At 48.7% G+C, this 26,165-nt stretch carries 23 protein-coding genes and 1 pseudogene; 8 read left to right on the top strand and 16 right to left on the bottom strand.

Annotated features, from left to right (window positions below):
• Positions 1-7: 7 nt before the first annotated feature.
• From QZT18_RS17085 to proS, 6 genes are all read right to left on the bottom strand, one after another.
• Positions 8-1,444, bottom strand: a complete 1,437-nt coding sequence (locus QZT18_RS17085) for an NAD(P)/FAD-dependent oxidoreductase (RefSeq protein ID WP_294149696.1) — start codon at positions 1,442-1,444, stop codon at positions 8-10.
• 66 nt (positions 1,445-1,510) lie between these two features.
• Entirely contained in the window at positions 1,511-3,022 is a 1,512-nt protein-coding gene (glpK, locus tag QZT18_RS17080; protein ID WP_294149709.1) for a glycerol kinase GlpK, read from the bottom strand.
• Between the two features lie 405 nt (positions 3,023-3,427).
• Complete coding sequence (locus tag QZT18_RS17075) at positions 3,428-4,189, bottom strand: DeoR/GlpR family DNA-binding transcription regulator (protein WP_294149694.1); 762 nt, start codon at positions 4,187-4,189, stop codon at positions 3,428-3,430.
• Between the two features lie 6 nt (positions 4,190-4,195).
• Positions 4,196-5,602, bottom strand: coding sequence for an MATE family efflux transporter (locus tag QZT18_RS17070; RefSeq protein ID WP_294149692.1), 1,407 nt, complete (start codon positions 5,600-5,602; stop codon positions 4,196-4,198).
• Between the two features lie 42 nt (positions 5,603-5,644).
• The gene (locus QZT18_RS17065; RefSeq protein WP_294149690.1) at positions 5,645-6,865 is read right to left on the bottom strand and encodes a CCA tRNA nucleotidyltransferase; all 1,221 of its coding nucleotides are present in this window, start codon (positions 6,863-6,865) and stop codon (positions 5,645-5,647) included.
• A 69-nt stretch (positions 6,866-6,934) separates the two neighbouring features.
• Positions 6,935-8,368: a proline--tRNA ligase gene (gene proS, locus QZT18_RS17060; protein ID WP_294149689.1), complete on the bottom strand. Its 1,434-nt coding sequence runs from the start codon at positions 8,366-8,368 to the stop codon at positions 6,935-6,937.
• A gap of 926 nt (positions 8,369-9,294) precedes the next feature.
• Between proS and QZT18_RS17055 the strand changes: the two genes are divergently transcribed.
• Together QZT18_RS17055 and QZT18_RS17050 are read left to right on the top strand one after the other, a co-directional pair.
• Positions 9,295-10,068: an SDR family oxidoreductase gene (locus tag QZT18_RS17055; protein WP_294149687.1), complete on the top strand. Its 774-nt coding sequence runs from the start codon at positions 9,295-9,297 to the stop codon at positions 10,066-10,068.
• Positions 10,069-10,173: 105 nt separating this feature from the next.
• Complete coding sequence (locus QZT18_RS17050) at positions 10,174-10,512, top strand: hypothetical protein (protein WP_003502602.1); 339 nt, start codon at positions 10,174-10,176, stop codon at positions 10,510-10,512.
• Between the two features lie 213 nt (positions 10,513-10,725).
• Here QZT18_RS17050 and QZT18_RS17045 read toward each other — a convergent pair whose 3' ends face one another.
• On the bottom strand, positions 10,726-12,081 hold the full coding sequence (locus QZT18_RS17045) for an MATE family efflux transporter (protein WP_294149671.1): 1,356 nt from the start codon (positions 12,079-12,081) through the stop codon (positions 10,726-10,728).
• 72 nt (positions 12,082-12,153) lie between these two features.
• Between QZT18_RS17045 and QZT18_RS17040 the strand changes: the two genes are divergently transcribed.
• Entirely contained in the window at positions 12,154-12,960 is an 807-nt protein-coding gene (locus QZT18_RS17040) for a MerR family transcriptional regulator (RefSeq protein WP_294149669.1), read from the top strand.
• 135 nt (positions 12,961-13,095) lie between these two features.
• Here the strand turns inward: QZT18_RS17040 and QZT18_RS23600 are convergent, their stop codons facing one another.
• Both QZT18_RS23600 and QZT18_RS17025 read right to left on the bottom strand, forming a co-directional pair.
• Positions 13,096-14,547 carry an alpha/beta fold hydrolase gene (locus QZT18_RS23600; protein WP_366925914.1) on the bottom strand — a complete coding sequence of 484 codons (1,452 nt, stop codon included), beginning with the start codon at positions 14,545-14,547 and terminating at the stop codon, positions 13,096-13,098.
• A 176-nt stretch (positions 14,548-14,723) separates the two neighbouring features.
• Complete coding sequence (locus QZT18_RS17025) at positions 14,724-15,875, bottom strand: AI-2E family transporter (RefSeq protein ID WP_294149668.1); 1,152 nt, start codon at positions 15,873-15,875, stop codon at positions 14,724-14,726.
• Between the two features lie 42 nt (positions 15,876-15,917).
• On the opposite strand from QZT18_RS17025, the pseudogene QZT18_RS23595 reads away from it, so the two are divergent.
• Positions 15,918-15,980 (top strand): annotated as a pseudogene (locus tag QZT18_RS23595) (DUF6783 domain-containing protein); the annotation flags it as partial.
• 232 nt (positions 15,981-16,212) lie between these two features.
• On the opposite strand, the gene QZT18_RS17020 reads toward QZT18_RS23595, so the two are convergent.
• Together QZT18_RS17020 and QZT18_RS17015 are read right to left on the bottom strand one after the other, a co-directional pair.
• Positions 16,213-16,491, bottom strand: a complete 279-nt coding sequence (locus QZT18_RS17020) for an acylphosphatase (RefSeq protein ID WP_294149666.1) — start codon at positions 16,489-16,491, stop codon at positions 16,213-16,215.
• A complete protein-coding gene (locus QZT18_RS17015) occupies positions 16,488-17,291 on the bottom strand; it encodes an RluA family pseudouridine synthase (RefSeq protein WP_294149665.1) in 804 nt (267 codons plus the stop codon). The genes QZT18_RS17020 and QZT18_RS17015 overlap by 4 nt, the downstream gene beginning before the upstream one ends.
• Before the next feature lie 531 nt (positions 17,292-17,822).
• On the opposite strand from QZT18_RS17015, the gene QZT18_RS17010 reads away from it, so the two are divergent.
• Positions 17,823-18,473, top strand: a complete 651-nt coding sequence (locus QZT18_RS17010) for a hemolysin III family protein (protein ID WP_294149663.1) — start codon at positions 17,823-17,825, stop codon at positions 18,471-18,473.
• A 537-nt stretch (positions 18,474-19,010) separates the two neighbouring features.
• Here the strand turns inward: QZT18_RS17010 and QZT18_RS17005 are convergent.
• Together QZT18_RS17005 and QZT18_RS17000 are read right to left on the bottom strand one after the other, a co-directional pair.
• On the bottom strand, positions 19,011-20,729 hold the full coding sequence (locus QZT18_RS17005) for a hypothetical protein (protein WP_294149661.1): 1,719 nt from the start codon (positions 20,727-20,729) through the stop codon (positions 19,011-19,013).
• Between the two features lie 312 nt (positions 20,730-21,041).
• On the bottom strand, positions 21,042-21,590 hold the full coding sequence (locus QZT18_RS17000) for a CD3072 family TudS-related putative desulfidase (RefSeq protein ID WP_294149657.1): 549 nt from the start codon (positions 21,588-21,590) through the stop codon (positions 21,042-21,044).
• Positions 21,591-21,909: 319 nt separating this feature from the next.
• On the opposite strand from QZT18_RS17000, the gene QZT18_RS16995 reads away from it, so the two are divergent.
• A complete protein-coding gene (locus QZT18_RS16995) occupies positions 21,910-22,509 on the top strand; it encodes a chromate transporter (protein ID WP_294149655.1) in 600 nt (199 codons plus the stop codon).
• A complete protein-coding gene (locus QZT18_RS16990; RefSeq protein WP_125143906.1) occupies positions 22,496-23,071 on the top strand; it encodes a chromate transporter in 576 nt (191 codons plus the stop codon). The genes QZT18_RS16995 and QZT18_RS16990 overlap by 14 nt, the downstream gene beginning before the upstream one ends.
• Before the next feature lie 145 nt (positions 23,072-23,216).
• Here QZT18_RS16990 and QZT18_RS16985 read toward each other — a convergent pair whose 3' ends face one another.
• The 3 genes from QZT18_RS16985 to larC are packed head-to-tail and all read right to left on the bottom strand — an operon-like array spanning position 23,217 to position 25,942.
• The gene (locus tag QZT18_RS16985; RefSeq protein ID WP_294149652.1) at positions 23,217-24,095 is read right to left on the bottom strand and encodes a LysR family transcriptional regulator; all 879 of its coding nucleotides are present in this window, start codon (positions 24,093-24,095) and stop codon (positions 23,217-23,219) included.
• Between the two features lie 49 nt (positions 24,096-24,144).
• Entirely contained in the window at positions 24,145-24,981 is an 837-nt protein-coding gene (gene larE, locus QZT18_RS16980) for an ATP-dependent sacrificial sulfur transferase LarE (protein WP_366925913.1), read from the bottom strand.
• Positions 24,974-25,942, bottom strand: a complete 969-nt coding sequence (larC, locus tag QZT18_RS16975) for a nickel pincer cofactor biosynthesis protein LarC (protein ID WP_366925912.1) — start codon at positions 25,940-25,942, stop codon at positions 24,974-24,976. Before larC ends, larE begins: the two co-directional genes overlap by 8 nt.
• A 24-nt stretch (positions 25,943-25,966) precedes the next feature.
• Between larC and QZT18_RS23590 the strand changes: the two genes are divergently transcribed.
• Positions 25,967-26,165 (top strand): hypothetical protein (locus QZT18_RS23590; protein WP_366925911.1); only part of this gene is annotated, 199 nt, incomplete at its 3' end.

Below are 26,165 nucleotides of genomic sequence, written 5' to 3'. Positions count from 1 at the left end.
CGTCCTCCTATCTCGTCTTACCGGCAACCATGTAAGAGCCTTCATTGTTCTTGTTCACTTCTTCCACCGTGATACCCAGTTCGCGGGCCAGGATTTCGATGACCCTGGGACCGCAGAAACCGCCCTGGCACCGTCCCATTCCTGCCCTGACACGGCGTTTTACCGCATCCATGCTTCTGGCTCCCAACGGTCTGCGGATGCAGTCCAGAATCTCCCCCTCGGTGACAGTCTCACAGCGGCACACTATTTTCCCGTAAAGCGGGTTCTTCTTTACCGCCTCGTCCTGTTCTTCCCTGTCCAGTTCATGGAAGCGGAGTACGCCTTTTCTTCTCTCAATAAAGTTCTTTTTCGGCTCCATGACGGCTCCCGTTTCACGCATGAGATCGGCCACGTAGACTCCCATGGCAACGGAGAGTGTCAGTCCCGTGGAGCGGACGCCCGAAAGGTTGATGTAGCCTTTCAAATCATCGTATACGTCCACATGGAGCCCCTCCGGGTTCCGGTTCGGACGCAGACCGCTGTACTGTGTAATGCTGTCGCGGATATTGACGCCCGGAATCAGCCGCTTTACGTCTTCAAGGATGCTGCCGAGTCCGTCCGCCGTCACGGATTTATCGGTCTTATTGTCCAGATCCTCCGCCGTCGGCCCCACCAGCATATTGCCATGGATGGTCGGACACATCAGTTTACCCTTGGTCACCCTGGTCGGAATCGGGAGCACAATCTGATTTACCCGGCAGTCCGTATTCTTATCCAGGATGTAGAACTGGCCTCTTCTGGCTGCCACCTTATAATCCGCTTTTCCTACCATTGCGGCAATCTCATCGCAGTAGAGGGCGGCGGCGTTAATTACATAGTCGGCCGTGATAGTTCCTCCTGTGGTAACTACTTCTTTTACGGCTCCGTTTTCGGTCCTGATGTTCGTCACCTTTGTGTTCAGAAGAAAGTTCACCCCGTTTTCGTTGGCATTCTCAGCCAGCGCCTGCACCAGGATAAAGGGATCGATGATACTCTCCCTTGGAATATAGAGTCCGCCCTTCACCTCGGGGTTCAGGTTTGGCTCCATCCTGAGAAGCTCTTCTCCCGTTTTGTATTCCACATCATAGACGCGGTTTAAAAATGCCTTGTGCTTGATTTCCGGCAGCTTTTCAAACTGTTCCTGTGTTATGGCCGGCAGAATCGCGCCGATCCGCTTAAAGGGAACATCCAGTTCCTCAGCGAGCTTGTCATACATCGGATTTGCCGCCGCCACAAGCTGGGATTCCAGCGTTCCCGGTGATGCGTCATAACCGGTATGGATAATGGCGCTGTTGGATTTGGAAGCATCCCCTCCGATATCCTCATTTTTATCAACGACAATCACATCCAGTTGGTACCTGGACAGCTCCCTCGCAATCGCGCAGCCTACCGCGCCTGCTCCGATGATTACCACATCTGTTTTCATATTCTCTCCTCTCACTCCCATATCTTATCCCGGTTCAGCCTTCGGCCAAACGTCAGCCGGATCTTCCTATTGTTTTGTTTCCCGGTTTTCGTCTTCTTCAATCCATCCTTTGGCACGCTCCACGGCGCGGTGCCATCTGGTCATGAGCCTCTTCCTCTGATTTTCATCAATTCCAGGAAGATAACGCTTTTTCAGTTTCCAGTTGTTTTCTATCTCGCTCAGTTCATTGAACTGGCCGATGCCGTAGGCTGCTATGTAGGCGGCTCCCAGCGCCGTTGTCTCCGGGATGACCGGCACATCCACCGGAATCCCCAGGATATCCGCCTGAAACTGCATCAGGAAATCATTGGACGCGATTCCGCCGTCCGCCCTCATCGTCTTTATTTTGATACCGGAATCCTTTTCCATCAAATCCAGGATATCTTTGACCTGATATGCAATGCTTTCCAATGCAGCCCTGACAATGTGGGCCTTTTCCGTCCCCGGGGTAATGCCGATCAGCATTCCTCTGGCATAAGGGTCCCAATAAGGCGCCGCAAGGCCCGTCATCGCAGGTACAAAATAAACGCCCGCCGTATCCGGGACCGAAACGGCCAGTTGATTCGTCTCCTCTGCCGACTCGATCAAATTCATCTTATTCTTCATCCAGGTAATCACAGAGCCTGCAACGTAGATTCCGCCGTCCAGCTCGAATTTCATCTCGTCATCCTTCAGCTTCCAGGCCACGCTTGTCAAAAGTCCCGACTCCGAGTAAACAGGACGGGTTCCCGTATTCATCAGCATAAAACAGCCTGTCCCATAAGTGGTCTTTGCCATTCCCTCCTCATGACAGGCCTGGCCGAACAGCGCCGCCTGCTGATCCACGATATTGCCCGTAATCGGTATGAACGCCTCTTGTCCGTCTGATCCTGCAAGGCCCGCGCTGCCGTAGTTCCCGGCGGTGCAGCGTATTTCAGGAAGAATGTTAACCGGAATATCAAAAAGTCTGAGAAGATCTTCATCCCATTTCTTTTCATGGATATTAAAGAGCATGGTCCGCGACGCGGTGGAGTAATCGGTGGCAAATACACGGCCGCCCGTCATATTCCATAAGAACCATGCATCCAGCGGCCCTGCCAGAAGTTCTCCCGCCTCCGCCCTTGACCTGGCCCCCTCCACCGTGTCCAGAATCCATCGGATTTTGGTTGCGCCGAAGTAGGCGTCCGCATGAAGTCCCGTCTTTTCGCGAATCATCTTCCGTTCCCTGTCTTGTAGCTGCTCCACCCGGGAAGCCGTGCGCCGATCCTGCCAGACGATGGCCGGATAAACCGGCTTTCCTGTCTCTTTCTCCCAGACCACTACCGTCTCCCCCTGGTTATCGATGCCGATGCACTGCACCTCTTTTGCCAGGGCTCCCGCCTTCTGCATCACCTCACAGGCCGCTTCCGTCACCTGCCGGAGGATTTCTTCCGGATCATGCTCCACCCATCCGGGCCGGGGGTAGTATTGTCTGTGCTCTTTATGAACCTGCGCCGCCAGATTCCATTCCCCATCCAGCAGCAGAACCGTTGTCCCCGTCGTTCCCTGGTCAATTCCCATATAGTATTTACTGCCCACGCGCCCTTTTCCTTTCTTTCCTTTAATCCTGTCATGTGTATTCTTGATAACTTTTTTAATGTTTTTATGTAGTTCCAAATATAACACATTTCATTTTTCTTTTAAATACGCAGAATATACAAAAGTGTTTTGTGTTTTTTATTGACTTTTCGAGTTAAAATTTGTATACTTCCTTACAATTCCACAACAATCCACATTTTAATTTAAAAAAAGCGGCCCGCCGATTGAACGGCAGACCGCTTTTAAAACCTTATTTCTACTATAACAAACCTCTTCTACACAAAGAAAACATGCGTTTCCCGTGAACCGGTAAGCCGCCGTTTTCCGTCAAATCCACACTTTTCTCTAAAGACTCTGATTCCGATAATTTCCAAAGCCGGGTATCTCCTATGCCAGATAAACCTCCACACCCTGAGCCCGGAACCGGTTGACCGTATTTTTATCCGTCTCCCGATCCGTAATCAGAATATCGATATCCCCGGGATCGCAGACATGGTTCATCGCCGTAATTCCAAATTTACTGTGATCGCACAGCGCAATTACCTTCTGTGTCTTCTTAATACCGATTCTGCGAAACGGTGTTTCCTCCACATGGAAATCCGTAATTCCAAAATTCTCCGTCAGCCCGCCGACTCCCAGAAACACCTTATCGGTCTGGAATAATCTCATATTTTCATCGGCCAGATGCCCGGATACGGACAGCTCTTTTTTTCTTACCTCACCGCCCACCAGGAATACGCGGGCGCCATCGTCCTCCGAGAGCGCCACGGCAATCGGGATGGAATTGGTCAGAACGGTCAGGCCGCGTTTTTTTCCGGCCAGAGCCCTGGCAAATTCCAGGGTCGTCGTCCCCAAATCTATGGCAATCACGTCACCGTCATCCACAAAATCGACAGCCCGCTCCCCAATTGCGCATTTCTCCGCGTAATGCTCCGTCTGCCTCAGCTCGATGTGCGGCTCGATTCCCCGCTTCTTGTGGGCCACGGCGCCTCCGTAAACACGGCTTAAGAGCCCCTGCTTCTCCAGATGTTCCAAATCGCGGCGTATCGTTTCCACCGACACCTGGAACAGCTCCACCAGTTCACTAACTTTGACCATGCCGTCGCGGTTCAGCATGGCGATTATTTTCTCTCTTCGATCAAAAACCATTACTGACTATCCTCCCATATAATCCGGGCCGGAAGCTTCCGCCTGAAGTCTTGCATTTTCCTTCTCTTCCCTGCTCATCTCCCGCAAAAGCCCGGTCTGCAGAACCAGGCATACGACAAACGTGATGCAGTCGGCCAGCGGCTGTGCAATCTGGATTCCCAGTATACCGATAAAGGCAGGCAGCATGAGCACGGCCGGAATCAGGAATATGCCCTGCCTCGACACGCCCATAAATGAAGCGCGGAACATCTTTCCCGTCGTCTGCATCATCATATTGCTGATCATAACCCAGCCGTTCAAACCGTATGTAAGGCACTGGAGTCTCAGCGCTTTCACTCCTATCTCCAGTACCTGCGCGTCGCCTTTCCGGAAAAGTTTTATCAGGAGAGGCGCAGCGGCAAATTCCACCACAGCCAGGAACAGGAGAAACACGGTTCCGATTTTCACGCAGAACCAGAATCCTTTTTTCACCCGTTCATAGAGCTTTGCGCCGTAATTAAAGCCGCACACGGGCTGGAATCCCTGTCCGAAACCGAGAAGGATGGAATTAGTAAAGTTGGTAATCCTGGATACGATGGCCATGGCTGCGATGGCGGCATCCCCATAGGGCCTGGCCGCCGTGTTCAGACAGATCATGGCAATGCCTGAGATAGACTGACGGCACAGCGAGGGCAGGCCGCCGTTTAATATCATTTTATAGAAGTAGACCGACGGCCTGAAATTCTTAAACCGTATCAGGACGTTGCCCGCCCTTCTGACTCCCCAGTACAGCAGGCAGAAGCTGACAAACTGGCTGATAATGGTAGCCAGGGCGGCGCCCGATATTCCCATATGGAATCCGAATATCAGGATCGGGTCCAATATGATGTTGAGCAGGGCCCCCGTCGTCAGGCCTATCATTCCATAAAATGCGCTTCCCTCAAAACGAAGCTGATTGTTGAGCACCAGTGAAGCCGCCATATAGGGCGCGCCGATGAGAATATATTTGAGATAGTCCTTGGCATAAGGAAGAATGGTCTCCGTGGAACCGAGCAGCATACAGAGCGGTTCCAGGAAAAAAAGCCCGAGAAAGGCAATGGCCGCTCCTCCTATTAAAGCCGAGTAAAAGCCGACCGCGGCCAGTTTTCCCGCCTTGTCCGTCTCCTGCCTGCCCAGGAGCCTGGAAATATTGTTCCCCGAACCCTGGCCGAAGAAAAAGCCCACGGCCTGTATGGCCGCCATGACGGAAAAAGCGATTCCCACCGCGCCGGAGGCGCTGGTGCTGATTCTGCCGATAAAAAAGGTGTCCGCCATGTTGTAAAATGTTGTGATCAGGTTGCTGATGATCGTCGGAACAGCCAGCCTACAAATCAGGCTCTCCACAGGTGTCTGCGTCATCTGAATGTATTTTGCGTCCAGGTTTGCCTCACTCATTAATTGCTTGTCTCCTTCCTGTTACGTTCCGCCTTTGCAGTGTCATCTGAGCGTACCTGCCATATGAAGCAGATATCCCTTTTCATTGTCCTCGGGATGCTTAAGCACATGTGTGAACAGGCTGCTCAGGATACCGCCCATATCCGGTCCCGGTTTGACCCCCGCCGCAATCAGATCTTTTCCGCTCACCGCCATATCCTTCATACGGATACAGTCACCGCGGCCGCGGATTGTTCCTGCCGTTTCCCTGAGTTTCTCCGTCACCGCCTTCTCCTCCGGAAGCAGAGATTCCCTCAGCAGAAGAAGATCGTCAAATAGCTCGTCCTCCATGCTGCTCATGACGGCCCGGAGCTTTGCCTCCTCTTCGGAAAGCTCCGCTGCAAACCACTTTACCAGGGTTTCCGCCCTGTTTATCGTATCGTTATCCATCTTCAGCTCCTTGAGAATCCGGACCGTGTTTTCCTCCCCCGCATACGCCAGAAAGGCCGACCAGCGGAGCGCTTTCCGCGCAGGCAGGCGCGACGCCCTCATACAGGCGGAGACTCCCCTCTCCTTCCCGGTTTCCTCAAAAACAGCGTCAAAGGTATCCGACACATAAAGGCTCATCCCCGTCTCATCCACCAGATAAATCCGTTCCGGATGTTCGGACAGAAGTGTCTTTGTAAGCTCCACCTGGATTCTCTCCTTGCTCACATGGGCAAGGTTGGGGGCAATCACCGACAGCGCCCGGTACGTATTGTCCTCTATCTCAAACCCTAACTGGGCGGAAAACCGGATGGCCCGGAGGATCCGCAGTGCATCTTCCGTAAACCGCTCCATCGGGTCGCCGACGCAGCGCACGATTCCTTTTTCCAAGTCCCGGATTCCGCCGAAAATGTCCACAATCCCGGTCTCGCCGCTGTAGGCCATGGCATTGATGGTGAAATCGCGGCGTCTCAAATCTTCCTTTAAATCCGAGGTGAACGCCACCTCCTTCGGATGCCTTCCATCCTCGTATTCCCCGTCTATCCGGTATGTGGTAATCTCATATCCGACATGCTCCCGCATGACCGTCACGGTTCCATGCTGAAGCCCGGTATCAATGGTTTTACCAAAAACCTGTTTTACCTGATCCGGCCTGGCCGACGTAGTGATGTCCCAGTCTCCCGGTTCACGGTGAAGAAGCGCATCCCTGACACAGCCGCCCACGGCAAATGCCTCATAGCCGTTCTCTCTCAGCTCCGCAAGGATCTCTTCCACCTGCTTTGGTATTGTTATCTGCACTCCGTCAGCTCCTTTCCGGTCCTGAATATCAATCAAGAGTCCCGCGCGCGGAACTCTTGATCTCATGAATTAGTATGCTTTTCCCCAGTATACCATCTTTGTTGCGGGTTTTCCGCAGCATACACATTTATCAGATAATGTTTCCTGCTCAAAAGGCATACAGCGTGACGTAACGCCCACGCTCTCCTTAAGCTGATCCTCGCACTCCTGGCAGCCGCACCACATCGCTTTGATAAAGCCCGGTTTATTATCGGCCAGGTCCTTCATCTCCTCCATGTTCACAGCCTGATACGTATGCGCGTCACGGTGTGCTTTCGCTCTCTCAAGCATATCATGCTGGATTGTCTCAAGGAGTTCAGCCACCTTTTCGTTTATCTCATCCAGTGAAACAGTCATTTTCTCATGTGTGTCACGGCGTACCAGCACCGCCTGGTTTTCCGCCAGATCTCTCGGTCCAATCTCCACGCGTACCGGAATTCCGCGCATCTCTGATTCGCTGAATTTCCATCCCGGTGATTTGTCGGAATCGTCCACTTTCACGCTGAAGCCGGAAAGCACTTCCTTGATCTCAAATGCCTTGTCGAGAACGCCTTCCTTATTCTGCTGAATCGGAACAATCATAACCTGGACAGGAGCAATTCTCGGAGGAAGCACCAGTCCGTTGTCATCACCATGTACCATAATAATAGCACCAATCAGGCGTGTTGTCATGCCCCATGATGTCTGATGGACATATTTTAACTGGTTATCTTTATCAAGATACTGAATCTCAAATGCCTTTGCAAATCCGTCGCCGAAATTATGGCTGGTTCCCGACTGCAGGGCTTTTCCGTCATGCATCAGCGCTTCTATTGTATAGGTGGCCTCGGCACCGGCAAACTTCTCTTTGTCTGTCTTTCTGCCGCGCACAACCGGCATTGCCAGCACTTCCTCACAGAAATCGGCGTAGAGATTTAACATCATCTCTGTTCTCTCTTCTGCCTGCTCTGCCGTAGCATGTGCCGTATGTCCTTCCTGCCATAAGAACTCCCTGGAACGCAGGAACGGTCTGGTTGTCTTTTCCCAGCGTACAACCGAACACCACTGGTTGTATAACTTCGGAAGGTCGCGGTAGGACTGGATATCCCTTGCATAGAAATCACAGAACAGAGTCTCGGACGTCGGTCTTACGCACATTTTTTCAGGAAGCGGCTCAAGGCCTCCCATGGTCACCCAGGCAACCTCCGGCGCAAATCCCTCCACGTGATCCTTCTCTTTCTGAAGAAGACTCTCCGGGATAAACATCGGCATGTATACATTCTGTACACCCGTCTCCTTAAATCTCCGGTCCAGTTCCCCCTGGATGTTCTCCCAGATAGCGTATCCGGCCGGTTTAATCACCATGCAGCCCTTTACACTGGAGTAATCGATTAACTCTGCTTTCTTCACCACATCCGTATACCACTGTGCGAAATCCACATCCATGGACGTGATGGCCTCAACTAATTTTTTGTCCTTTGCCATAATGACTCTCCTCTTTTCCTATGATATTAACACAGAATCCCACCCGCGGGATTCTCCGCCTGCGACGGGTCGCTTTAGCGGCATAATTCCTCTCCGCCGCAGTGCGATCCTGCCCGGAGGGCTTTTTATATCATAGGATCACTTTCCTATGATATAAAAAAGCCACGCGATCTCTTCGTCATCGAAATGATCGAAGGGACCGAATGGCTTAACATTCTTCGGCGGTACCACCCAATTTAACCGGCTTCGGCATCTGGTCTGAGACATCGGTGCGCGGTTCACTTTATATCCGTTAACGCCGGATCTACGATACACTTTCATGCATGGCTCCGGGGCAGGTTCAATCTTCCTTGACACGAAAACCTCTCACCGCCGGTTTCCTCTCTGGATGTGTGTAAAGATTTAATAGTCCCCTTCAACGCTTTTTGACTCTATCAAATTATGTTTTCTATAATTTTTCGGTAAATTTGATTTTACGCCAGAATACGTTCTTTGTCAAGCCCCGAAGGGCAGGAATCACAACAGGAATCATAACAGGGTTACTGTTCACGGGCAGCACTTCCGAATCAGGCGCGGAATGATGACGGCAATTAAAAATATATTGTCAAAAAAATGTTTTTTTAGCCCTGTTTTGCCGCCCTCAATCATATAGATCACCCTGTTCCAACCTTCTTGCCCTTTCCTCTCCGTCTGCGGTAAAATGCTTTAAAATAAAGGGCTCCGAGCAATTATCTGATTATTCATATTATTTTTTTAACAAGCGTTATAACTTTAACAGTTCTATTCACAATTGTTACGTTCTTCACAATGAAAACAAAATAGTTTGACAAATACTTTTGAGCTTACTATAATTGGGAGCACACCAATCGACAGCGCATCGAAACCGTACGTCGGCCGTTTGGATTTTAGAGAATGAGGTGAGGAGAATGAGTATCTATGTAATTACCGGAGGAACTACCGGAATAGGAGCCGAAGCCCGCAAGAAACTGGAGGACGAAGGCCACGAAGTATTTAACATTGACTTTAAAGGAGGAGATTATACTGCGGACCTCTCCACAGATGAGGGAAGAAAGGGGGCCATTAAGGCCGTATTTTTAAAATACCCGGACGGCATCGACGGCGTTATCTGCAACGCCGGTGTCGGACCTACCGCTCCGCCCAAGAAAATTTTTGCACTGAATTTCTTTGCGGCAATTGCCATTGCCGACGGCCTGCGCCCCCTGCTTAAGAAAAAGGGCGGCAACTGCGTTGTGACCTCGTCCAACTCCATTACGAACGCAACCGTAAAAAGAGACTGGGTCGACATGCTCTCCAACGTGGCCGATGAGAGCGCCACCATGGAATTTGCCGGCCATATCCCGCCGGACAAAACACCGTCCTGCTACAGCTCATCCAAACACGCCCTGGCCCGCTGGGTGCGCCGTGTATCCTCTTCCTGGGCTGCAGACGGACTGCGCATCAACGCGGTAGCTCCCGGCAATACCACCACACCGATGACAAAGGGCATGACGGAAAAACAGATGGATGCAGCCCTGCTGATTCCCATCCCGACCAGATACGGCCGAAAGGAATTCCTGGACGCTTCCGAGATCGCCAATGCCATCGTTTTCCTGGCATCACCTCTGGCCAGCGGCATCAACGGCGTTATCCTGTTTGTAGACGGCGGAATCGACGCCCTGCTCCGTTCCGAGCGTTTCTAGGAACCGAAGGCCCATGCTTTTCCGGCATTCTACCGGTTTAAATAAAAAACAGGACGGACTTCAGCCGTATTTTATATTGATTATAATCAGAAGGGAGCAAAAGCTATGCGCATTTTAGAACAATACATGGAGTGCATGAAAAAAGGCGACAATATCGGCCTGGCCGATTTATTTAATGAAAAGGGAATCTTACATGATACATCGTTTCTGAAACTCAACAAGGATATCATGCATCTGGAGGGCAAGATGGCCATTGAAATGATGTTCCATCACAGATTCGGTTTCAACGGAGGCCCATTCCCAATCACCAACACGGTGCACAAGGCTGACGACAACGTGTGCTATTTCATCGAGTACGGCGACCGGGTTGTCCCGGTAACCGCCTACATCACCGAAATAGACGAAGACGGAAAGATTATGAGGCTCGACATCTTCCCGCTGTGACAATTGGAATGACAGACGCGTTTTGGGAAAATCCGTTTCTGTGCGTATATTTAGTAAAGTCCCATATGGTCGGTGCGTTTTGCCGTTCCATACGGGGCTTTTTTATTCTCTGGGCATGAAAAGGAAATTTCAAAAAAGAGGTTTCCCGTTCTCAGCGCGGGAAACCTCTTTTCACAGTTAAATCGTGTTTCATTCACAGTCAGCCCCCGTATTCTACAAGATATTCTCCGATACCGAAGCCACACCGTTTTTTACACTGCTTCCGCTAAAACTGCCTGCTTTTTTGTAACGCCAGAAGAAAAACAGGGTAATGCAGAGGCACAGTGTTTCCGATGCTACGGTGGACAGCCAGATTCCGTTCTCCCCAATCAGAGCCGTCATAACAACGAGGCAGGTCGACAAGAGAACAAAACTTCTGGCGGAGGAAATCACCACGGAGTAAATTGGCCGCTCAATCGCCGTAAAGAAACCGGCCGTCACCACGTTAAATCCGACGATGGCGAAAGAAAGACCGTACATGCGGAGCGCGTTCACCGTGTAGGCCGACAGCTCCTGATCGGCATTTCCCAGGAACAGGCCCACCACTGCCTGGGGCATCCCCTCTGCTATAAGCAGGAACACAACAGCCGAAATACAGGCGGATATAATGGAATACCGGAATAACTGCCGGTACTTCTTCTGCTCCCCGGCTCCGTATTGGAAACTGACAAGCGGCTGCGCTCCCTGGCTGATTCCCGCCATACTGTTGAGAGCCAGCGTATTCATATAGGAAATAACGGTGTAACTGACGATTCCCTTGTTACCAATCACGCTCAGAATCATGTGGTTAAACAGGAAAATCACAAGTCCGCCCGACATCTCGGTGATACTGTCGGAAAGTCCCAGCGGGATAATTCTCCGGTAAAGCTTCAGGTTCCACTTGAACTTACAGAAATACAGGCGTTTGGAGCGGAAACGGAAATACAAAAGGAACAGTGTTGTGGAAACCACCTGCGCAATACCCGTAGCAATGGCGGCTCCCTCCACGCCCATGTGGAGCTTCATGACAAAGAGATAATCCAGCACAATATTGGTAACCGCACTCGTCATTACTCCGGCCATCTGAAGCGGCGGGCAGCCGTCCGTTTTCACGAAAATCTCCATATTATAGGAAACAATAAAAAATACCGCGAATACCGATATCCAGCCCAGGTATCCCTTCACGTATTCAATCGTCTCCGGAGCCGCCCCCAGAAAGTAAGCGATTCTCTCTAGATTAAACCAGGTCAGGAGGGAAACAATGAGTCCTGCCGCTATGAGGATAACCAGATTCTGGTTAAATGTATTGCGCGCTTCCTCCTCTTTCCCCTCTCCCATAAATATTGCAATCAGTGTCGATGTTCCCGTCGCCATCATCAGCCCCAGTGAAAAGATAAAAATTGTATATGGCATGGACAGGTTAACCGCTGCCAGAGCATACTCCCCCACTCCTCTTGCAACGAAGATTCCATCTACCATCGTGTAGAGCGCAAAGATCCACATCGAGATAATGGAGGGAATAACAAACCGGCAGAATTTTTTAAGTAACATGATAAAACCTCCTCTTCTTGACTTCCATTATAAACCTTCGTATAATACGAAGGTCAAGGGAGGAACGAAAAGTTGAACAATTCATATAAAATCAAGGAAATTTCAAGACTATATGGTCTTTGCAGCGACACGCTGCGATATTATGAGGAGCAGGGGCTGCTCTCTCCCAAACGGGGGCAAAACGGATACCGCATCTTCGGCGTGCAGGATATCGGAAAGCTGAATATCATCCGTTCCCTGAGAGAGCTGGATATCCCGCTGGAACGGATACGGGAATATATTAATAACCGGGATATCGAGTCCACGCTGAGCCTTCTGGATGAGGAGGAGGACCTGATTCTGACTCAGGTTGCAAGACTGCAGGAAAAATATAAGGATATTGAGGCGCGTAAAAAGGAGCTGCTGGAGGACCGGCTGACCGAGGACCGCAAATTCACTATCCGTCATTTCGACGCCAGGCCATGTTTCCAGCTTACGGAAGACATCATTCTGGAAAATGACGTGGATTTTGTCCTGAAGAAACTGGAAAACAGATATGAAGACAATATTCATATTATTGGAATCAAGGGATTCGGCGCGGAGATGGATCCGGCCAGCATAGAACAGGGAATTTATAACCATTTCCGTTCCGTATTCTTCATCAGCGACTGGGACAATCACAGCTCCGTGATACCGGAGGGGCACTATGCGTCGCTGTTTTACTGGGGAATGTATGAGCAGAGGATATCCGAAGTTTTTGCAGAATTGATGGAGCGTATCCGGGAGGCGGGCTATGAAAGCTGCGGAGCGCCGCTGGAGCTGTACCATATTGATATGAACGATACGAACCGGCATGAGGAGTATCTGACGGAACTGCAGGTGTTGGTGAGGGAGGTGTGAAAAATGAGGGGGCGGGCGGCGGCGGTTGGCCGGGACCGAAGACGCGTAGTTTATCGGCCATCCAATCTGCCTGGCCGTCCGGCCGCTTTTTTCCTCTTTTTCATGTGGGGGAACATTGTTGTGACCACTATTTTTTCATGCTCTTTTCATGCCCATTTCCTCTTTACATCTCTGGATAAAGGAATGCAGTATCTTGGCCGTCATTCCCCATATTACCTGATTCTCGTACTGATAGAACATTACCTTATATTTTCCTTTACGCCAATGGTATTCTTCTCCGTTTGGAATTAACTCAAATGGGAAGTCTTTTCCCGGTATTGTCTGCACCTCTGTGGAATAGCATTCCGGCTCATGGGCCAGGAACCATTTCAGAGGAACCGTGAATATATGGTCTACTTCATCGGCTGAGAATGTTCCGCGGTATCCCTTGAGTTCCGCCAGGAATGGATATACACCCATATTGGCGGGAGTGATGAGTATGTCCAGCGGGGCTATCATGTCAATCTGGTTTTCGTAAATGCCCAGCTCTTCCATTGTTTCACGTATGGCGGCCTCTTTTCTCGTCTCTCCCCGCTCCACTGCACCTCCTGGGAAGCAAACCTCTCCCGGCTGGCTCTTCAGCACGTCGGATCTGACTTCGAATAAAAGATGATATTCCCCGTCTTTTTTGACAAGCGGTACAAGCACCGAAAAATCCACTCCGTCCTCGTGATCTAACCGCCCCGGATGGCGGTCCGCCCAAAGGCGTTTCATCGTCATCGTCATGCTTCCTTCCGTTGCGTGAAGGAATGCGGCAACGGCGTGGTTGAATTCGGCGCTTTTTTTCAGTGCAATGAAATGATCTCCGCGGATCAGCTTCAGCCTGCTGCCGGGAATCGCACGATGTATATGCCTGGTATGGCCGTCTCTTATCATATCTTCCGTTCCCGCAATGACAAGTACCGGCATTTTGAGCTTTTTAAGCTCCGACGGATGAATCCAGGGGCCCTTGACCATCAGGCCCAAAAGCTCTGTCTTCTGCTCCAGGGAGCCCTTGTACCGCTCTCTTTCTTCGGGCGGCTTCGCTGAGCCGGCTGTCTTTTTACCGGATATCTTTCCACCGGCCGCCTTTTTCACGGTCATTTTGCCTTTGGCCGTCTCTTTTATGCTCATCTTTCCCCCCGACAGCTTTGGCGCCATGGTGCGGAGACGGCAGAGTTCATACTCTGCTGCTATGGGAAACTGTACGGAAGGCGTTACTCCAAATGGATTCAGATTCGCTCCGTTTAGAATAAGACGGTCTACATATTCCGGATAGTGCAGCGCGAACGTAAGGGCAATGTTCCCTCCGTCACTGAAGCCAAGAAGAATGATCCGACTGAGCTTTTTTTCATCGAGAAAGTTCTTTAAATCTTCTGCAAACTGTTCCAGTGTAAAGGGCGCCGTCCCTCTCGGGGATTTTCCGTGCCCTCGCGTGTCTATGGCTATCACCCGGTATTTCTTTGAGAAAAACCGGATTTGTTTTTCAAAATAAGTGCCGTCCTCCCCATTTCCATGGAGCAGGATCATCGGCTGTCCCTTTCCGCATTCCCGATAATAGAGTTTCATCCCTGTTCCTCCGTTTTACTGTTTTTTCCTATATTTCTGCTTTATACCTTGATGAATATTATTTGGGTTCATTGCTGTTTTGCTTTGTTCCCGTATTTTATTTTTGATATCTTATTCTGCTATTCTATCACAATTAACGGACCTGTTGCAGTTATTTCAGCGTATTTCAACAATATTTAGCTGCCGCCGCTGTTTTCTATACAACCATCACCGTTGTCCGTACTGCTGCCTCCGCTGCTGTTTCCCGGACCGCATTTTTTTCTGCTGTTTTTATCGTATTCCTCCACCAGATCTTCTATCAGCATCAATCCGACGGGGCCGAGAATGAATCCCAGGAATCCAAAGAGCTGCAGGCCCACGTACATCGACATCAGCGTTTCCAGCGGCGACAGGCCCATCTTTTTTCCCATCAGCTTTGCCTCGACAAATTCCCTCAGGAAGTAACACACCAGATAGACGCCCAGGAGCATCAGGCCCTGATACCATTTCTGCTGCAGTAAAAGAAAAACTCCCCAGGGTATCAGGACCGTTCCGGTTCCGAAGATGGGCAGCGCATCCAGAAGACCGATTCCGATTCCCGCGATGATATAGTAAGGATTTCCAATTGCTATCAAAGTCAGTATGCAGAGACAGGTGGTCAGAAAGAGAATCACGAACTGGGTCTTAAGCCATGCATTTCCCGTCAGCGCCAGTCTCTTGCCCAGGAGGGAAAATTCTCTCCTGAAAATCGAGTTGTACCGTCTCTCCCTCAGCTCATCCATCTCCTGGAGGGAAAGGATGGATGCAATGAAAAGAATTACCGTTATGATTGCCACTTTGATGAAAAATCCAAAGACGGAGACGGAGTTGACCACCAGATTCGGCATTGTCGCCGTTTTAAACGCTCTGGCCGTGCCCAGGAGCACGTCCTGCATCATCTTTACAAGAACGCCCTCCTTCAGGCGGCAGAATGCCTCCACCGAATGACACATACCGGTCAGCCATTCATCAAAGCTCTGAATCCAGCCCGGCACGGCATTGACTAACTGGTTAGCTTCCATAAAAAGGCGCCGTCCCCCATAGAAAAAGCCTGCGCCGAGAAGAGCCAGAACCAGAATAATTTCGATTCCTCCAATTACCCCAATCGGCACGCCGTACGGTTTTCCCTTCACCTGAAAGCGCAGTTTCCGCTCCAAAAAAGCCGCGGACGGCCGTAGAATTAAGGCAATCAGGTATGAAACGAGGAATGGCAGAAACAGCGGTAAAAGGAATTTAAAACAAAGATAGACAGCGGCCGTCACCCCCGCTGTCAATAATACTTTCCGCTGCTTTTCCGTGAATTCCGGCATCTGTCCCACCTGCTTTCCCTGGAGCGTGTTTGAAAATTCCTTCCCGCGAAGTGTGACGCACATCTGACGGAAAGTAATTTTCAAACACGCTCTAATATTTTCTGAATGAAATTAGTATCACCACAGGCCGTCCTTCTTATGCCCGGAAAATCTACGGAATTAAAAAACGCAGGAACATCGTCTGTATCTCACCATACTCCGACATTCCTGCATCCTCTTTTGTAAGCTTCTCTTCAGTTTCTTTAAGGAGCTTACCCATGGTCTCGCCCATTTATGATTTGTACTTCTTTTGTACAGACAGTATTATAAGCAAAACAATTAAAAATATTCAAAATTTTTAATATCCGATCACACGGAAACTGCTCTCCCTCTCATCGGTGTTTTTCTCCTCTGCTTCTATCCCTGTAATACGGATAAAATGGCCTTCCTCCAACTGTCTGATCATCCGGTCGATGGATTCCTCATCTCCCTGCACTTCCATTTCCACCCGCTCGTCCCAGAGATTTCTAACCCAGCCCGTCAGGCCGAGACTCTGGGCGGCGTGCATGGCGCGGTACCGGAAACCGACACCCTGAACCATTCCGCTGAAATAGATATGTTTCCTGACCCTCTTCATCGTTCACCGAACCTTTCGAATATCTTTCCCCGCGGTTTCATGGAAAATTCCATATTTTTGCCGGTGGAGGGATTGTCAAAGGACAGCTTAACGGCGGCAAGCGCCAGTTCCCGCTCTCCCCTGCCTCTTACCGGACCGGGAACCGTCTGCGTGTTAATGCCGGACGGCAGGGTTCCGCCCCACTGCGGATTGTATTTTCCGTCGCCCCAGAGAGGAGTGCCGTGACCGGAAAACTGCACGCGTATCTGGTGATGCCTGCCGGTCAGCAGTTCTACTTCCACAAGGGAAAGTGTATTTATCCCCAATTCTGCGGCGCCAGTCACATTTTCCATGTCCTTCACATCTATCACGCGGTACTTCAGTTCCGCCCTTTTACTGTCCGGCGTATTTTTATCCACAATCCGGGAATAGTTGTTCCTCCCGTCTTTCAACAGATAATCCACATAGTTACCCACAATATCCACAAGTTTTCCACATATTACCGCATTGTATATTTTCTTCATCCGGCCGTCCTGAACCTGCTTACTAAGGGAGGCAGCGGCCTTCTGATTCTTTGCATAGACCATGACGCCGCCGACAGGTTTGTCCAGCCTGTGGATAACTCCTACATAAGGTTCCACAGGCCGTGTGGATGCTTTTGTGGACGGCTTTGTGGATAAATGGGATAACTCCGCTCTCTTCAGATAATTTTTAATTTCACTGACCATATCCGGCTCAAATCCACGGCTGGTCTGGGACTCCAGCCCTGCCGGTTTTTCCACCACCATAATATCGCGATCTTCAAATAGTATATTTAACATTATTTATCCTCTGCCCTTATTTTATAATTTGATTTTCTCTTCTATACTTATATTCGTTTTTCTGTTTCCCGGATTTCGTCTGCGGGATTCTCTTTTCTCAGTTTTTCTTTTCCCGATTCTCGTTCCTCAGCCATTGTTCAATCCACTTCCGGCTGCTATGTCTCATTTTACTATGACAAAGCCTGTTCTTCAAGTGACAACTCACAGACCGGCGTCAGATTTTACCAAACCGCCGCAATTCCCGCCGCTCCACATTTTAATTCTGCTTTCTGTTATTGTCCTGAAAAAAATAATAATTCTGTCTTGAATATTTTTACAAAGAAGAGTATAGTATAGTTAAATATAAGATGTAGTTTTGAAAACTACATAACAAATTAGTCAAGACTTCATCACTGAGGAATTTACCGGTTCACTGACATCGCAGAGAACTCAGACAAAATTTACATATTTTTATATTCTTTTATGGAATTTCCGGTATTGTCCGGTATTGATCCGTAATAAAATTTCTACAGGTTGTAAGGAGGTAATATAATGAAAATTAAAGTCAAAGACCCCGGAAGTGCACTGACCCATTTTATCGCCATGGTAGGGGCAAGCGCCGCGGCGGTTCCTCTGCTGCTGAAGGCATCACACGAACCGGATCATATCCATTTTGCGGCCCTGCTTATTTTTATCGTCAGTATGATCCTTCTGTACGCGGCCAGCACCATCTACCATACACTTGATATTTCGGAGGAAGTCAACAAACGCCTGAGAAAACTGGATCATATGATGATCTTTATACTGATCGCCGGAACCTATACCCCGGTATGCCTTATTGTCCTGGGTGATAAATCGGGATATTCCATGCTGGCGCTTGTCTGGGGAATTGCCCTGGCCGGTATTATTATCAATGCGCTCTGGATCAACTGCCCGAAGTGGTTTTCCTCCCTGATATATATTGCCATGGGCTGGGTCTGCGTCCTGGCTTTCAAGCAGATTGTCCTGGCTCTGCCCAGAGCCGCTTTCGGCTGGCTTCTGGCCGGAGGCATCATTTATACCGTCGGAGGCATCATCTATGCACTAAAGCTTCCTATCTTTAATTCCAGGCACAAGAACTTCGGCTCCCATGAGATTTTCCATCTCTTTGTTATGGGTGGAAGCTTCTGCCATTATATTATGATGTATGCTTTCGTAGCGTAAATCAGGCACAAGACAATCTTATCCGTAAACTCCCGGAATTATAAGGATAATAAACCTTATTTTATCCATAAGAGCCGCAGGTACAATCTATTGGTGCCTCAAAAACAGACAGATATAACGCTTTTAGAAGAGCTGTATCACTTGGAAACACGCTTTACTGACGATTTAACTTGCGAGCAGCCCAACAGCTCCTGCAAGAATACGGCATCCTGAATATCCTCAACGGACTGGATGTCTTATTCTTGCAGGAGCTGCTGTATGATGCTGCGTTTTCCATCTGTCATTTGTACCTTGCATACGGGTTTCTTTTCTCTCGCTATAATAATAGGCCTCCTATGATTTTTTGTTTTACCATAGAAGACCTTATTTACAGAAAAACTTTCACAGACTCGCTTTCCTGGTTTCATTATTCTAATTATTGATATTCATGTCAACTGCCTTAATTTCCATCACAAATATTGCATTCTCAGAATTCCCCCACACTGCTGTTCGCTTAATAGAACTGGTATTATAATCAGCAGCATCTCCGATCCCCTCCTATAATTCAATCACGTCTGCAGTATCTTCCGGGATAGAATCTGAAAATTCGATAGATAACCATGCATTATTATCAATCCCTGTGAACGCATCACCATAGGTCATAACTAAAGATTCTATACTCTGCGGAACCAAAAAAGCAATATATCCTTCTGCCACGCCACCAGGATAAACTTTTTCAATTCCATCTTCTTTAAATGATTCAGCAGACTGTGCTTCGGCTATCACTTGCGCTCCTTGCCCGTTGAGCAGGGTTAAGCTATGCGCAGTAAATTCAGGTGCATTATCACCATTGATCTCATTTACTTGAACCGCAATCCTTAATACAACCAAATCCATATTCGGTTCCGGCCAATAATAAGTAGGATCTATAAGTTTCTCTGCCTGTTCTCCTCTATAAGCTTCCTTCACACAGATATTACCGGAAAATGGAGAAGCAAAAATTTCATCCTGTCTTGGGTTATAATTCAAATCGACCGTATCTCCCATATCATAGGGATTCTTCCAATGTCCTTTTTGCTGCTTAACGTCCCTGATCGGTTTCTCCTGGAATACTGGACTGGATTCATAGGAAGAAAATCCGTCCGGCAGATCATACGCCTTATCTAGTTTAAAATAAAGCATTTTCTCATCAAGGCTCCTGTAATACATCATAGGAGCATCGTCAGATTTATCAATAATTAAGCCAATCCAGCCAGTGGCAGTTCCTCCCGGTGCAATGCCGCAAAGATCATGAGGTCTGAGGTACAAAACATCCTCATTATCATATGTTGTCCCGTCTTTACTGTTTATGAATCCGAAATCAAATGAATCAATAATCAGCAGCTCGTCATTAAGAAAATTGGCAGACGGCAAATTTGCAGTCAGATTAATTAACATGTACTCCTCATTCTCTAATAACCGCCGATCCTCTATACCATAAACGTTTAAGTCATATAGCTGATCCTCTGCTTCCTCCCCTCTAAACAAATCATTTACTCTAATTTCAATCTCGTATTCCCCAAAATAGCTGGATCTACGCTTCATATACCCAAATTCCCCGATGGGTAATGGTGTATTAAGTGTTCCTGCCTCATTTATTATTTCTCCATCCGCATCAAGCCAGTCAGCTGCCAGCAATGGTTTTTCAACCTTCTCTTTCTCTTTTTCGTTTAGACTCGTTTTAAACCAAATCCCGTCTTTAACACTTGGAAGAAATACTATGGTTGGATTTTCGTCTTCTTTATCAACAATATAAAACAGTGCGCCTGTCTGGGTTGTTCCAACTTCGGCGTTTTCAAACAAATTACCTTTTATGTAACTGCGCTGCTGAAAATAATCATAGCTTGTTCCACTTTCAGAGATAAGGCTAAATAGGCTTACATCCCGATCTCCTAAATCAATATTTCTAACTGCCTGTACATCAGTAAGCGTAAATGTAAATCTGGCCACCATAAGTTCTTCCTGCTCATCGAGTTCCAAAGGTTCATGATAATCCGCATATCCTCCGGCCGCCGCAAATATGTCCTGAGCCGGTTCCCCACGTACAACATCCTCCAGCGTTATCTCTGCTTTAAAACGATTTTTTTCTTTATTCGCCTCTGTACCGTCATAATACATCGTCTGTCCAATACCGGCCGGATTTTCCTTCTCACCATATTCTTTTTTAGAACAAGCACTTAATGTCATGATACATAGCAACACGGAAAAATAAATCATTCTTCTTTTCAAATTTACCATTGTAACTCCTTCATACTCAGTTTAATCTCCTCAATATAGCCCCGTCAGAAAATCAATCTCTAATCATCCACTTTTAGATACGGAACCTTTCATCACTTATCACAATACTGTATGTGGTACCCACCAGTAAAATATTATACCGTTTCCCCTCACATCCTCTGCAAACGTATATTGCGCGAGTATTATACACTACACATTCTTTTTTATCAAGTGATGGAACTGAGCTATACAGAAAAAGAACAAATCTTACATAAATATGAGAAGATTCTTCCAGTAACGTTCCGCCGGTGACAGATTCTCATTTTCATCGGTTCAAACCGCTCCTCCCAGTAACTGCCCTATTTTCTCCTCAATCCGGTCGGTATCTTTAATTCCTGTCATCGCAATACGGATATTTTCTTTTTCAAGCCTCGCCTCCAGCTCCTCCATAAACACACCCCTGCCGCTTATTTCCTGATTAAAGTCTGAGGTTGTCTCAATACCGCAGTTAGGAGAACGGTTCGCCCCTACGATTCCGACTATCTCAAAACCGTGGCTGTGATATTCCGTAATCTGGCACATTACCTGTTCCACTAAATCCAATAATTTTTTATGTACGTCTGTTTTCAGCATCTCTCTGCGGATCCTGGTGTTTTCCTCCACAACCGGGCTGTCCGCTCCCGATTTATTGCCCCTGTCGAGTCCCAGACAGCAGAGTTCCGGACAGGGAAGCTGTACGATTCCAATGTCCCTGTCCAGAAATAGTCTGATAACCTCCTTAAACGCCGCAGGATACACGGCCGTACCGTCCGATATTGCATTTTGGTTTAATAAGCAGTGCGCAATAAAAACAACTTTTTTACTTCTTTTATCCGTAAACATATGCTCTCCCCTTCCGCCATACAGCATAACAAAAGTATATCACAAAACTGAAAGTCAAGATATTTTCTTCCCGTACTTGAAAATCTTTTTATTTTTTATTATCGTTCCTGCTTTCATTTCATTCCTCTTCCTTCCATATTAGAGATCTTCTGTTAAACAAAGTTCCATGTTTGCTTATAAATCCACATTTAATAGGTATTCAATTATCAATTTTATCATCTTTATGTATTTTACATATTAATTGTTATGAAATATAATCCAATTATCGAATTCGACAAGCACAAAAAGGAATGGAATAAAAAGGAGAAGGTAAACGATTATGAATAAGAAGGCAGACGTTAAGACGTTATGGATTCTGTTTAAATCAATGTTTGTTTTAAGCGCATGTACCTTTGGCGGCGGTTTCGTCATTGTGTCATTAATGAAAAAGAAATTTGTGGAGGAGCTTAAGTGGCTGGACGAGAGTGAGATGTTAGATATCACGGCAATCACACAGTCCTCGCCGGGACCCCTTCCGGTCAACGCTTCCGTTATTATCGGATATAGAATGGGCGGCATTGTCGGCTCGCTGACGGCTATCCTCGGCACCATTATACCGCCGATGTTAATCATCTCCGTCATCTCCATGTTTTACACGGAGTTTCGTACCAATACCTACATTGCAATCGCCCTTCAGGTCATGAGGGCCGGAGTTGCCGCGGTTATCATGGATGTGGTTTGGAATCTGGCGGCCAATGTCTGCAAGACAAGACGTTTCCTGTATGTGGGAATGATGACGGTCTCTTTTATCGCAACATTTTTCCTGGGCGTCAGCGCCATGGTTGTCATCTTAGTCTGCCTGGGTATCGGCCTTGCGGATCTTGGAATCACTATGAGAAAACAGGCAGGAAAGAGGGAGGAATCATATGCTGCTGATTAAATTATTTTTAAGCTTTATCCAGGTAGGACTTTTTAGTGTAGGCGGAGGCTATGCCGCAATCCCGCTGATTCAGAACCAGATTGTAAACATCCACGGCTTAATGACCCTGGAGGAATTTACCGACTTAATCACAATCGCAGAAATGACACCCGGACCGATTTCCATCAACTCATCGACCTTTGTCGGTATGAGACTTTCAGGGCCCTTTGGCGTAATTCTCTGTACGCTGGGATGCATTATACCGTCGTTTATCATCTGTCTCACACTGGCACATTTTTATTATAAATACCGCAGCTTTTCAGGCGTTCAGACCGTACTCGGCGCGCTGCGTCCGGCCGTTGTGGCGCTGATTGGGTCGGCCGGACTGTCCATCCTGTTACTGGGACTTTTCCAGTCCGGGCTCCAGGGCGTAAGGCTTGAAAATTTCCATGTAATTGAATGTCTTCTTTTCATCGGGGGCCTATATCTCCTACGGAAAAAGAAAGCCGGTTCCATTTCCGTAATACTCGGCAGCGGCGTCGTGGGAACCGTTATGTACCTGGCCACCGGCCTTGCGCTTTAAATCCGTGCATGAAAACGTATTTAAAAAATAAATCCCGCCGTCTGCCGCAAAATGAGGCGTACAGATGGCGGGATTTATTTTTAAAATTTGCTCCGGTGTGCAAAACAGGCGGCGCAATCAGGCTGATTATAAATGTGTCAGTACATTAGGGCTGAACCGATGCACAGATTTCTATAAACCGCTCCATGGATTGGGAAATAAATTTATTTTTATGGTAAATCAGTTTGATTTTTCTCTTCATCTGGATATTTTCTACGTTCAGGGCGTGAACCTCGCCGCGGGCTATCTCCTTTTCAATCACCAGTCTGGAAAGGATGGCAATCCCCTCTCCGTTCATCACCGCCTTTTTAATCGTCTCGGTATTACTGCAGCTCCACTTGTTTTTCATCCTGATTTCATGTTCCAGCAGAAACTGTTCGAACTGGTTGCGCTCCACGCTTCCCGTTTCCCTGGAAATCAGGGCGTGGCCGGTCAGTCCGCCGAGCGTAATGTCGGGATGCTCAAACAGCTCGTGTTCCGGTCCTACGACGAGCATCAGCTCATCGTCACAAACGTCTTTCTTCACCAGCTCCCCGCTTCTCACAATTCCCTCTACCACGGCGATATCCAGCTCACTTCTTTGAATCATCCCCTCGATGGCCGCCGTATTGTCCACGACAACGCGGACATCGATACCGGGAACTGCTTCTTCCAGCCTCTTTATCAGCGACGGGAGCAGCCTGGTTCCGACGGATACACTGCCTCCTACGCGTATCATGTTGCCTGCGGAGGTATCATTTAAGAATCCCTCCATATTTTCAAAAGAGTCAATGATATGGCGGGCATAGGGAAGCAGCTTCCGGCCCGTTTCCGTAATATAGATTCGCTGTGACAGACGCTCAAAAAGCTTCACATTGTAATAAGTCTCCAACTCCCGCACCGCCTGGCTGACGGAGGGCTGTGAAATGTGCAGCCTGTCTGCCGCGGCCCTCATCTTCCCGCAGTCCGCAACCGCAACAAATATCTGTAAATGTCTTATCGTCATATCATCTTCTCCTCTGCCGCCGAAGTGTGCCCTGCACGGCATTTGTCATTTATGAATTCCAATCATGCTCCAGGATGGGCAGGTCCATACTCCCGGAACGGAATCCTTCCAAATCCAGCGTAATATAGCAAAATCCCAGTTCCTTCAGTTTTTTGCAGACTTCGTCCCGCTTTTCAACGGCCGCAGTCATCTGATCCGGATCCAGCTCCAGCCGGACCATATCCCGGTGCAGACGCAGGCGGACATTGCCCCGGAACACGGTGCGCAGATATTCTTCCCCGGCCTCTATTTTCCTGAGAATTTCATAGTCTAACTTCTCCCCGTAGGGCAGGCGGGTCGCCATACACGGGGTCGAAGGCCGGGATGCAACCGAAATAGAAAGTTCTGCGGCCAGCTCCTTGACTTCTTTTTTTGTGATATGGCAGAGGGCAAGGGGACTGATGATTCCAAGTTCTTTAAGCGCCCGGATGCCGGGACGGTATACATGCATATCATCCTCATTCGTCCCATCCAGTATACAGACAATGTTCTTTTCCCTGGCAAAGTCAAGAAGTGTTGTGAAAAGATGCTTTTTACAGAGGTAGCACCGCTCCGGGGGGTTATCTTTCATCCCCTCCATCTGAAGCTCATCCACCTGAATCACAATATGCTCCGCTCCCATCTCGTCCGCCACTCTTTTTGCCGTATCCAGATCACAGGCAGGATGGAGCATCGTATTAAAGGTCACCGCATAGACGGGGTTTCCGTATTTTCTTCCGCTTTCACAGGCCAGCTTCAGCAAAAGACTGCTGTCTACCCCGCCTGAAAAAGCGAGGCAGACAGGAGCTTTGGCATATTCGTCCATCATCTGTTTCAGTCTGTCCGTGTTCCGTTTTGTTTCACTCATGGGCATCCTCTTTCAGAGCGTGATATACTTCCGTAAAAGCAAGTCCCTGCTCGCGGCAGATTCTCCGTACGCTCTCGTATTCGGGATAGAAATACTCCACACCCTCGTTATGGCTGACCTTGACATCGGCTGCGCCGTAACGTGTTTCCACCCGTCTGACTTCCCGTTCCAGAACCGTGCGCTCCACAGGCCAGCGGCGGATTCCTATCGTTGTCGTATGGGCAAATACGGCCGCCTCCATTGCCTCTCTCTTATCATCGGTGCAGAGAATGCGGAGCACATAGGCGGGACGGTTCTTTTTCATGTAGGCCGGGGTATACCATACATCCCTTGCCCCCTCTTCCATCAGACATTCCATGACAAAGCCCAGGGCCTCACCCGTACAGTCGTCCATGTTCGTTTCCAGAATCCAGAGTTTTTCCTCCGTATTCTGCTTATTTTCTCCTGTATCCTGCCTGTTTTTTTCTGGTTTACGCCTGTTATCCTCCGTGGGACGGATCAGCATTGCCCTCAGAATGTTAGCATTTTTAAAATCCTTATTTCCGGCTCCGACGCCTATCTTTTCAATTACATAGTGCTCCGGCAGTTCCTCCTCCGTGCGGAGTGCGGCGGCAATCGCCGCGCCGGTCGGTGTTACCATCTCCCCGTCGTTGTCCGTCAGTTTCAGTTCCAGTCCGTGTGCCGCGGCAATATTGGCTGTGGCCGGAACCGGAACCGGCATCACTCCGTGCTGGCAGCGGACATAGCCTTTTCCTTCCGCCAGGGAGGATACCGCCACTTTTGTTATTCCCAGATCGTGAAGGCATACCGCCACGCTGATGATATCCACGATGGAATCGACGGCTCCCACCTCGTGGAAGTGCACCTCTTCTATCGGCAGTCCGTGCGCCTTTGACTCTGCTTCCGCTACGATTTGGAACATCTTTTTCGCCAGATCCCTGACCGGCTCCCCGGCGTTCATCCGATCGATAATTGAGAAAATATCGTGGATGTTTCTGTGGATGTGGGGATGGCTGTGAGTGTGGTCATGGTCATGGCCGTGATCATGATTATGGTCGTGATCATGATTGTGCTCGTGGTCATGATTGTGCTCGTGGTCATGATTGTGCTTGTGGTCATGATTGTGCTCGTGGTCATGATTGTGCTCGTGGTCATGATTGTGCTCGTGGTCATGATTGTGCTCG

The sequence above is a fragment of the uncultured Clostridium sp. genome (assembly GCF_900547735.1).
GTDB lineage: Bacteria > Bacillota > Clostridia > Lachnospirales > Lachnospiraceae > Otoolea.
The sequence above is the reverse complement of the archived record's forward strand: the minus strand, read 5'-3'. Positions and strand labels throughout refer to the sequence as shown.

Bases quoted from the DNA above. Each gene is read 5' to 3' on its own strand.
- QZT18_RS17085 (WP_294149696.1), bottom strand. From the start codon at position 1,444: ATGAAAACAGATGTGGTAATCATCGGAGCAGGCGCGGTAGGCTGCGCG.
- glpK (WP_294149709.1), bottom strand. From the start codon at position 3,022: ATGGGAATTGACCAGGGAACGACGGGGACAACGGTTCTGCTGCTGGAT.
- QZT18_RS17075 (WP_294149694.1), bottom strand. From the start codon at position 4,189: ATGGTTTTTGATCGAAGAGAGAAAATAATCGCCATGCTGAACCGCGAC.
- QZT18_RS17070 (WP_294149692.1), bottom strand. From the start codon at position 5,602: ATGAGTGAGGCAAACCTGGACGCAAAATACATTCAGATGACGCAGACA.
- proS (WP_294149689.1), bottom strand. From the start codon at position 8,368: ATGGCAAAGGACAAAAAATTAGTTGAGGCCATCACGTCCATGGATGTG.
- QZT18_RS17055 (WP_294149687.1), top strand. From the start codon at position 9,295: ATGAGTATCTATGTAATTACCGGAGGAACTACCGGAATAGGAGCCGAA.
- QZT18_RS17050 (WP_003502602.1), top strand. From the start codon at position 10,174: ATGCGCATTTTAGAACAATACATGGAGTGCATGAAAAAAGGCGACAAT.
- QZT18_RS17045 (WP_294149671.1), bottom strand. From the start codon at position 12,081: ATGTTACTTAAAAAATTCTGCCGGTTTGTTATTCCCTCCATTATCTCG.
- QZT18_RS23600 (WP_366925914.1), bottom strand. From the start codon at position 14,547: ATGAAACTCTATTATCGGGAATGCGGAAAGGGACAGCCGATGATCCTG.
- QZT18_RS17025 (WP_294149668.1), bottom strand. From the start codon at position 15,875: ATGCCGGAATTCACGGAAAAGCAGCGGAAAGTATTATTGACAGCGGGG.
- QZT18_RS17020 (WP_294149666.1), bottom strand. From the start codon at position 16,491: ATGAAGAGGGTCAGGAAACATATCTATTTCAGCGGAATGGTTCAGGGT.
- QZT18_RS17015 (WP_294149665.1), bottom strand. From the start codon at position 17,291: ATGTTAAATATACTATTTGAAGATCGCGATATTATGGTGGTGGAAAAA.
- QZT18_RS17010 (WP_294149663.1), top strand. From the start codon at position 17,823: ATGAAAATTAAAGTCAAAGACCCCGGAAGTGCACTGACCCATTTTATC.
- QZT18_RS17005 (WP_294149661.1), bottom strand. From the start codon at position 20,729: ATGGTAAATTTGAAAAGAAGAATGATTTATTTTTCCGTGTTGCTATGT.
- QZT18_RS17000 (WP_294149657.1), bottom strand. From the start codon at position 21,590: ATGTTTACGGATAAAAGAAGTAAAAAAGTTGTTTTTATTGCGCACTGC.
- QZT18_RS16995 (WP_294149655.1), top strand. From the start codon at position 21,910: ATGAATAAGAAGGCAGACGTTAAGACGTTATGGATTCTGTTTAAATCA.
- QZT18_RS16990 (WP_125143906.1), top strand. From the start codon at position 22,496: ATGCTGCTGATTAAATTATTTTTAAGCTTTATCCAGGTAGGACTTTTT.
- QZT18_RS16985 (WP_294149652.1), bottom strand. From the start codon at position 24,095: ATGACGATAAGACATTTACAGATATTTGTTGCGGTTGCGGACTGCGGG.
- larE (WP_366925913.1), bottom strand. From the start codon at position 24,981: ATGAGTGAAACAAAACGGAACACGGACAGACTGAAACAGATGATGGAC.
- larC (WP_366925912.1), bottom strand. From the start codon at position 25,942: ATGAACGCCGGGGAGCCGGTCAGGGATCTGGCGAAAAAGATGTTCCAA.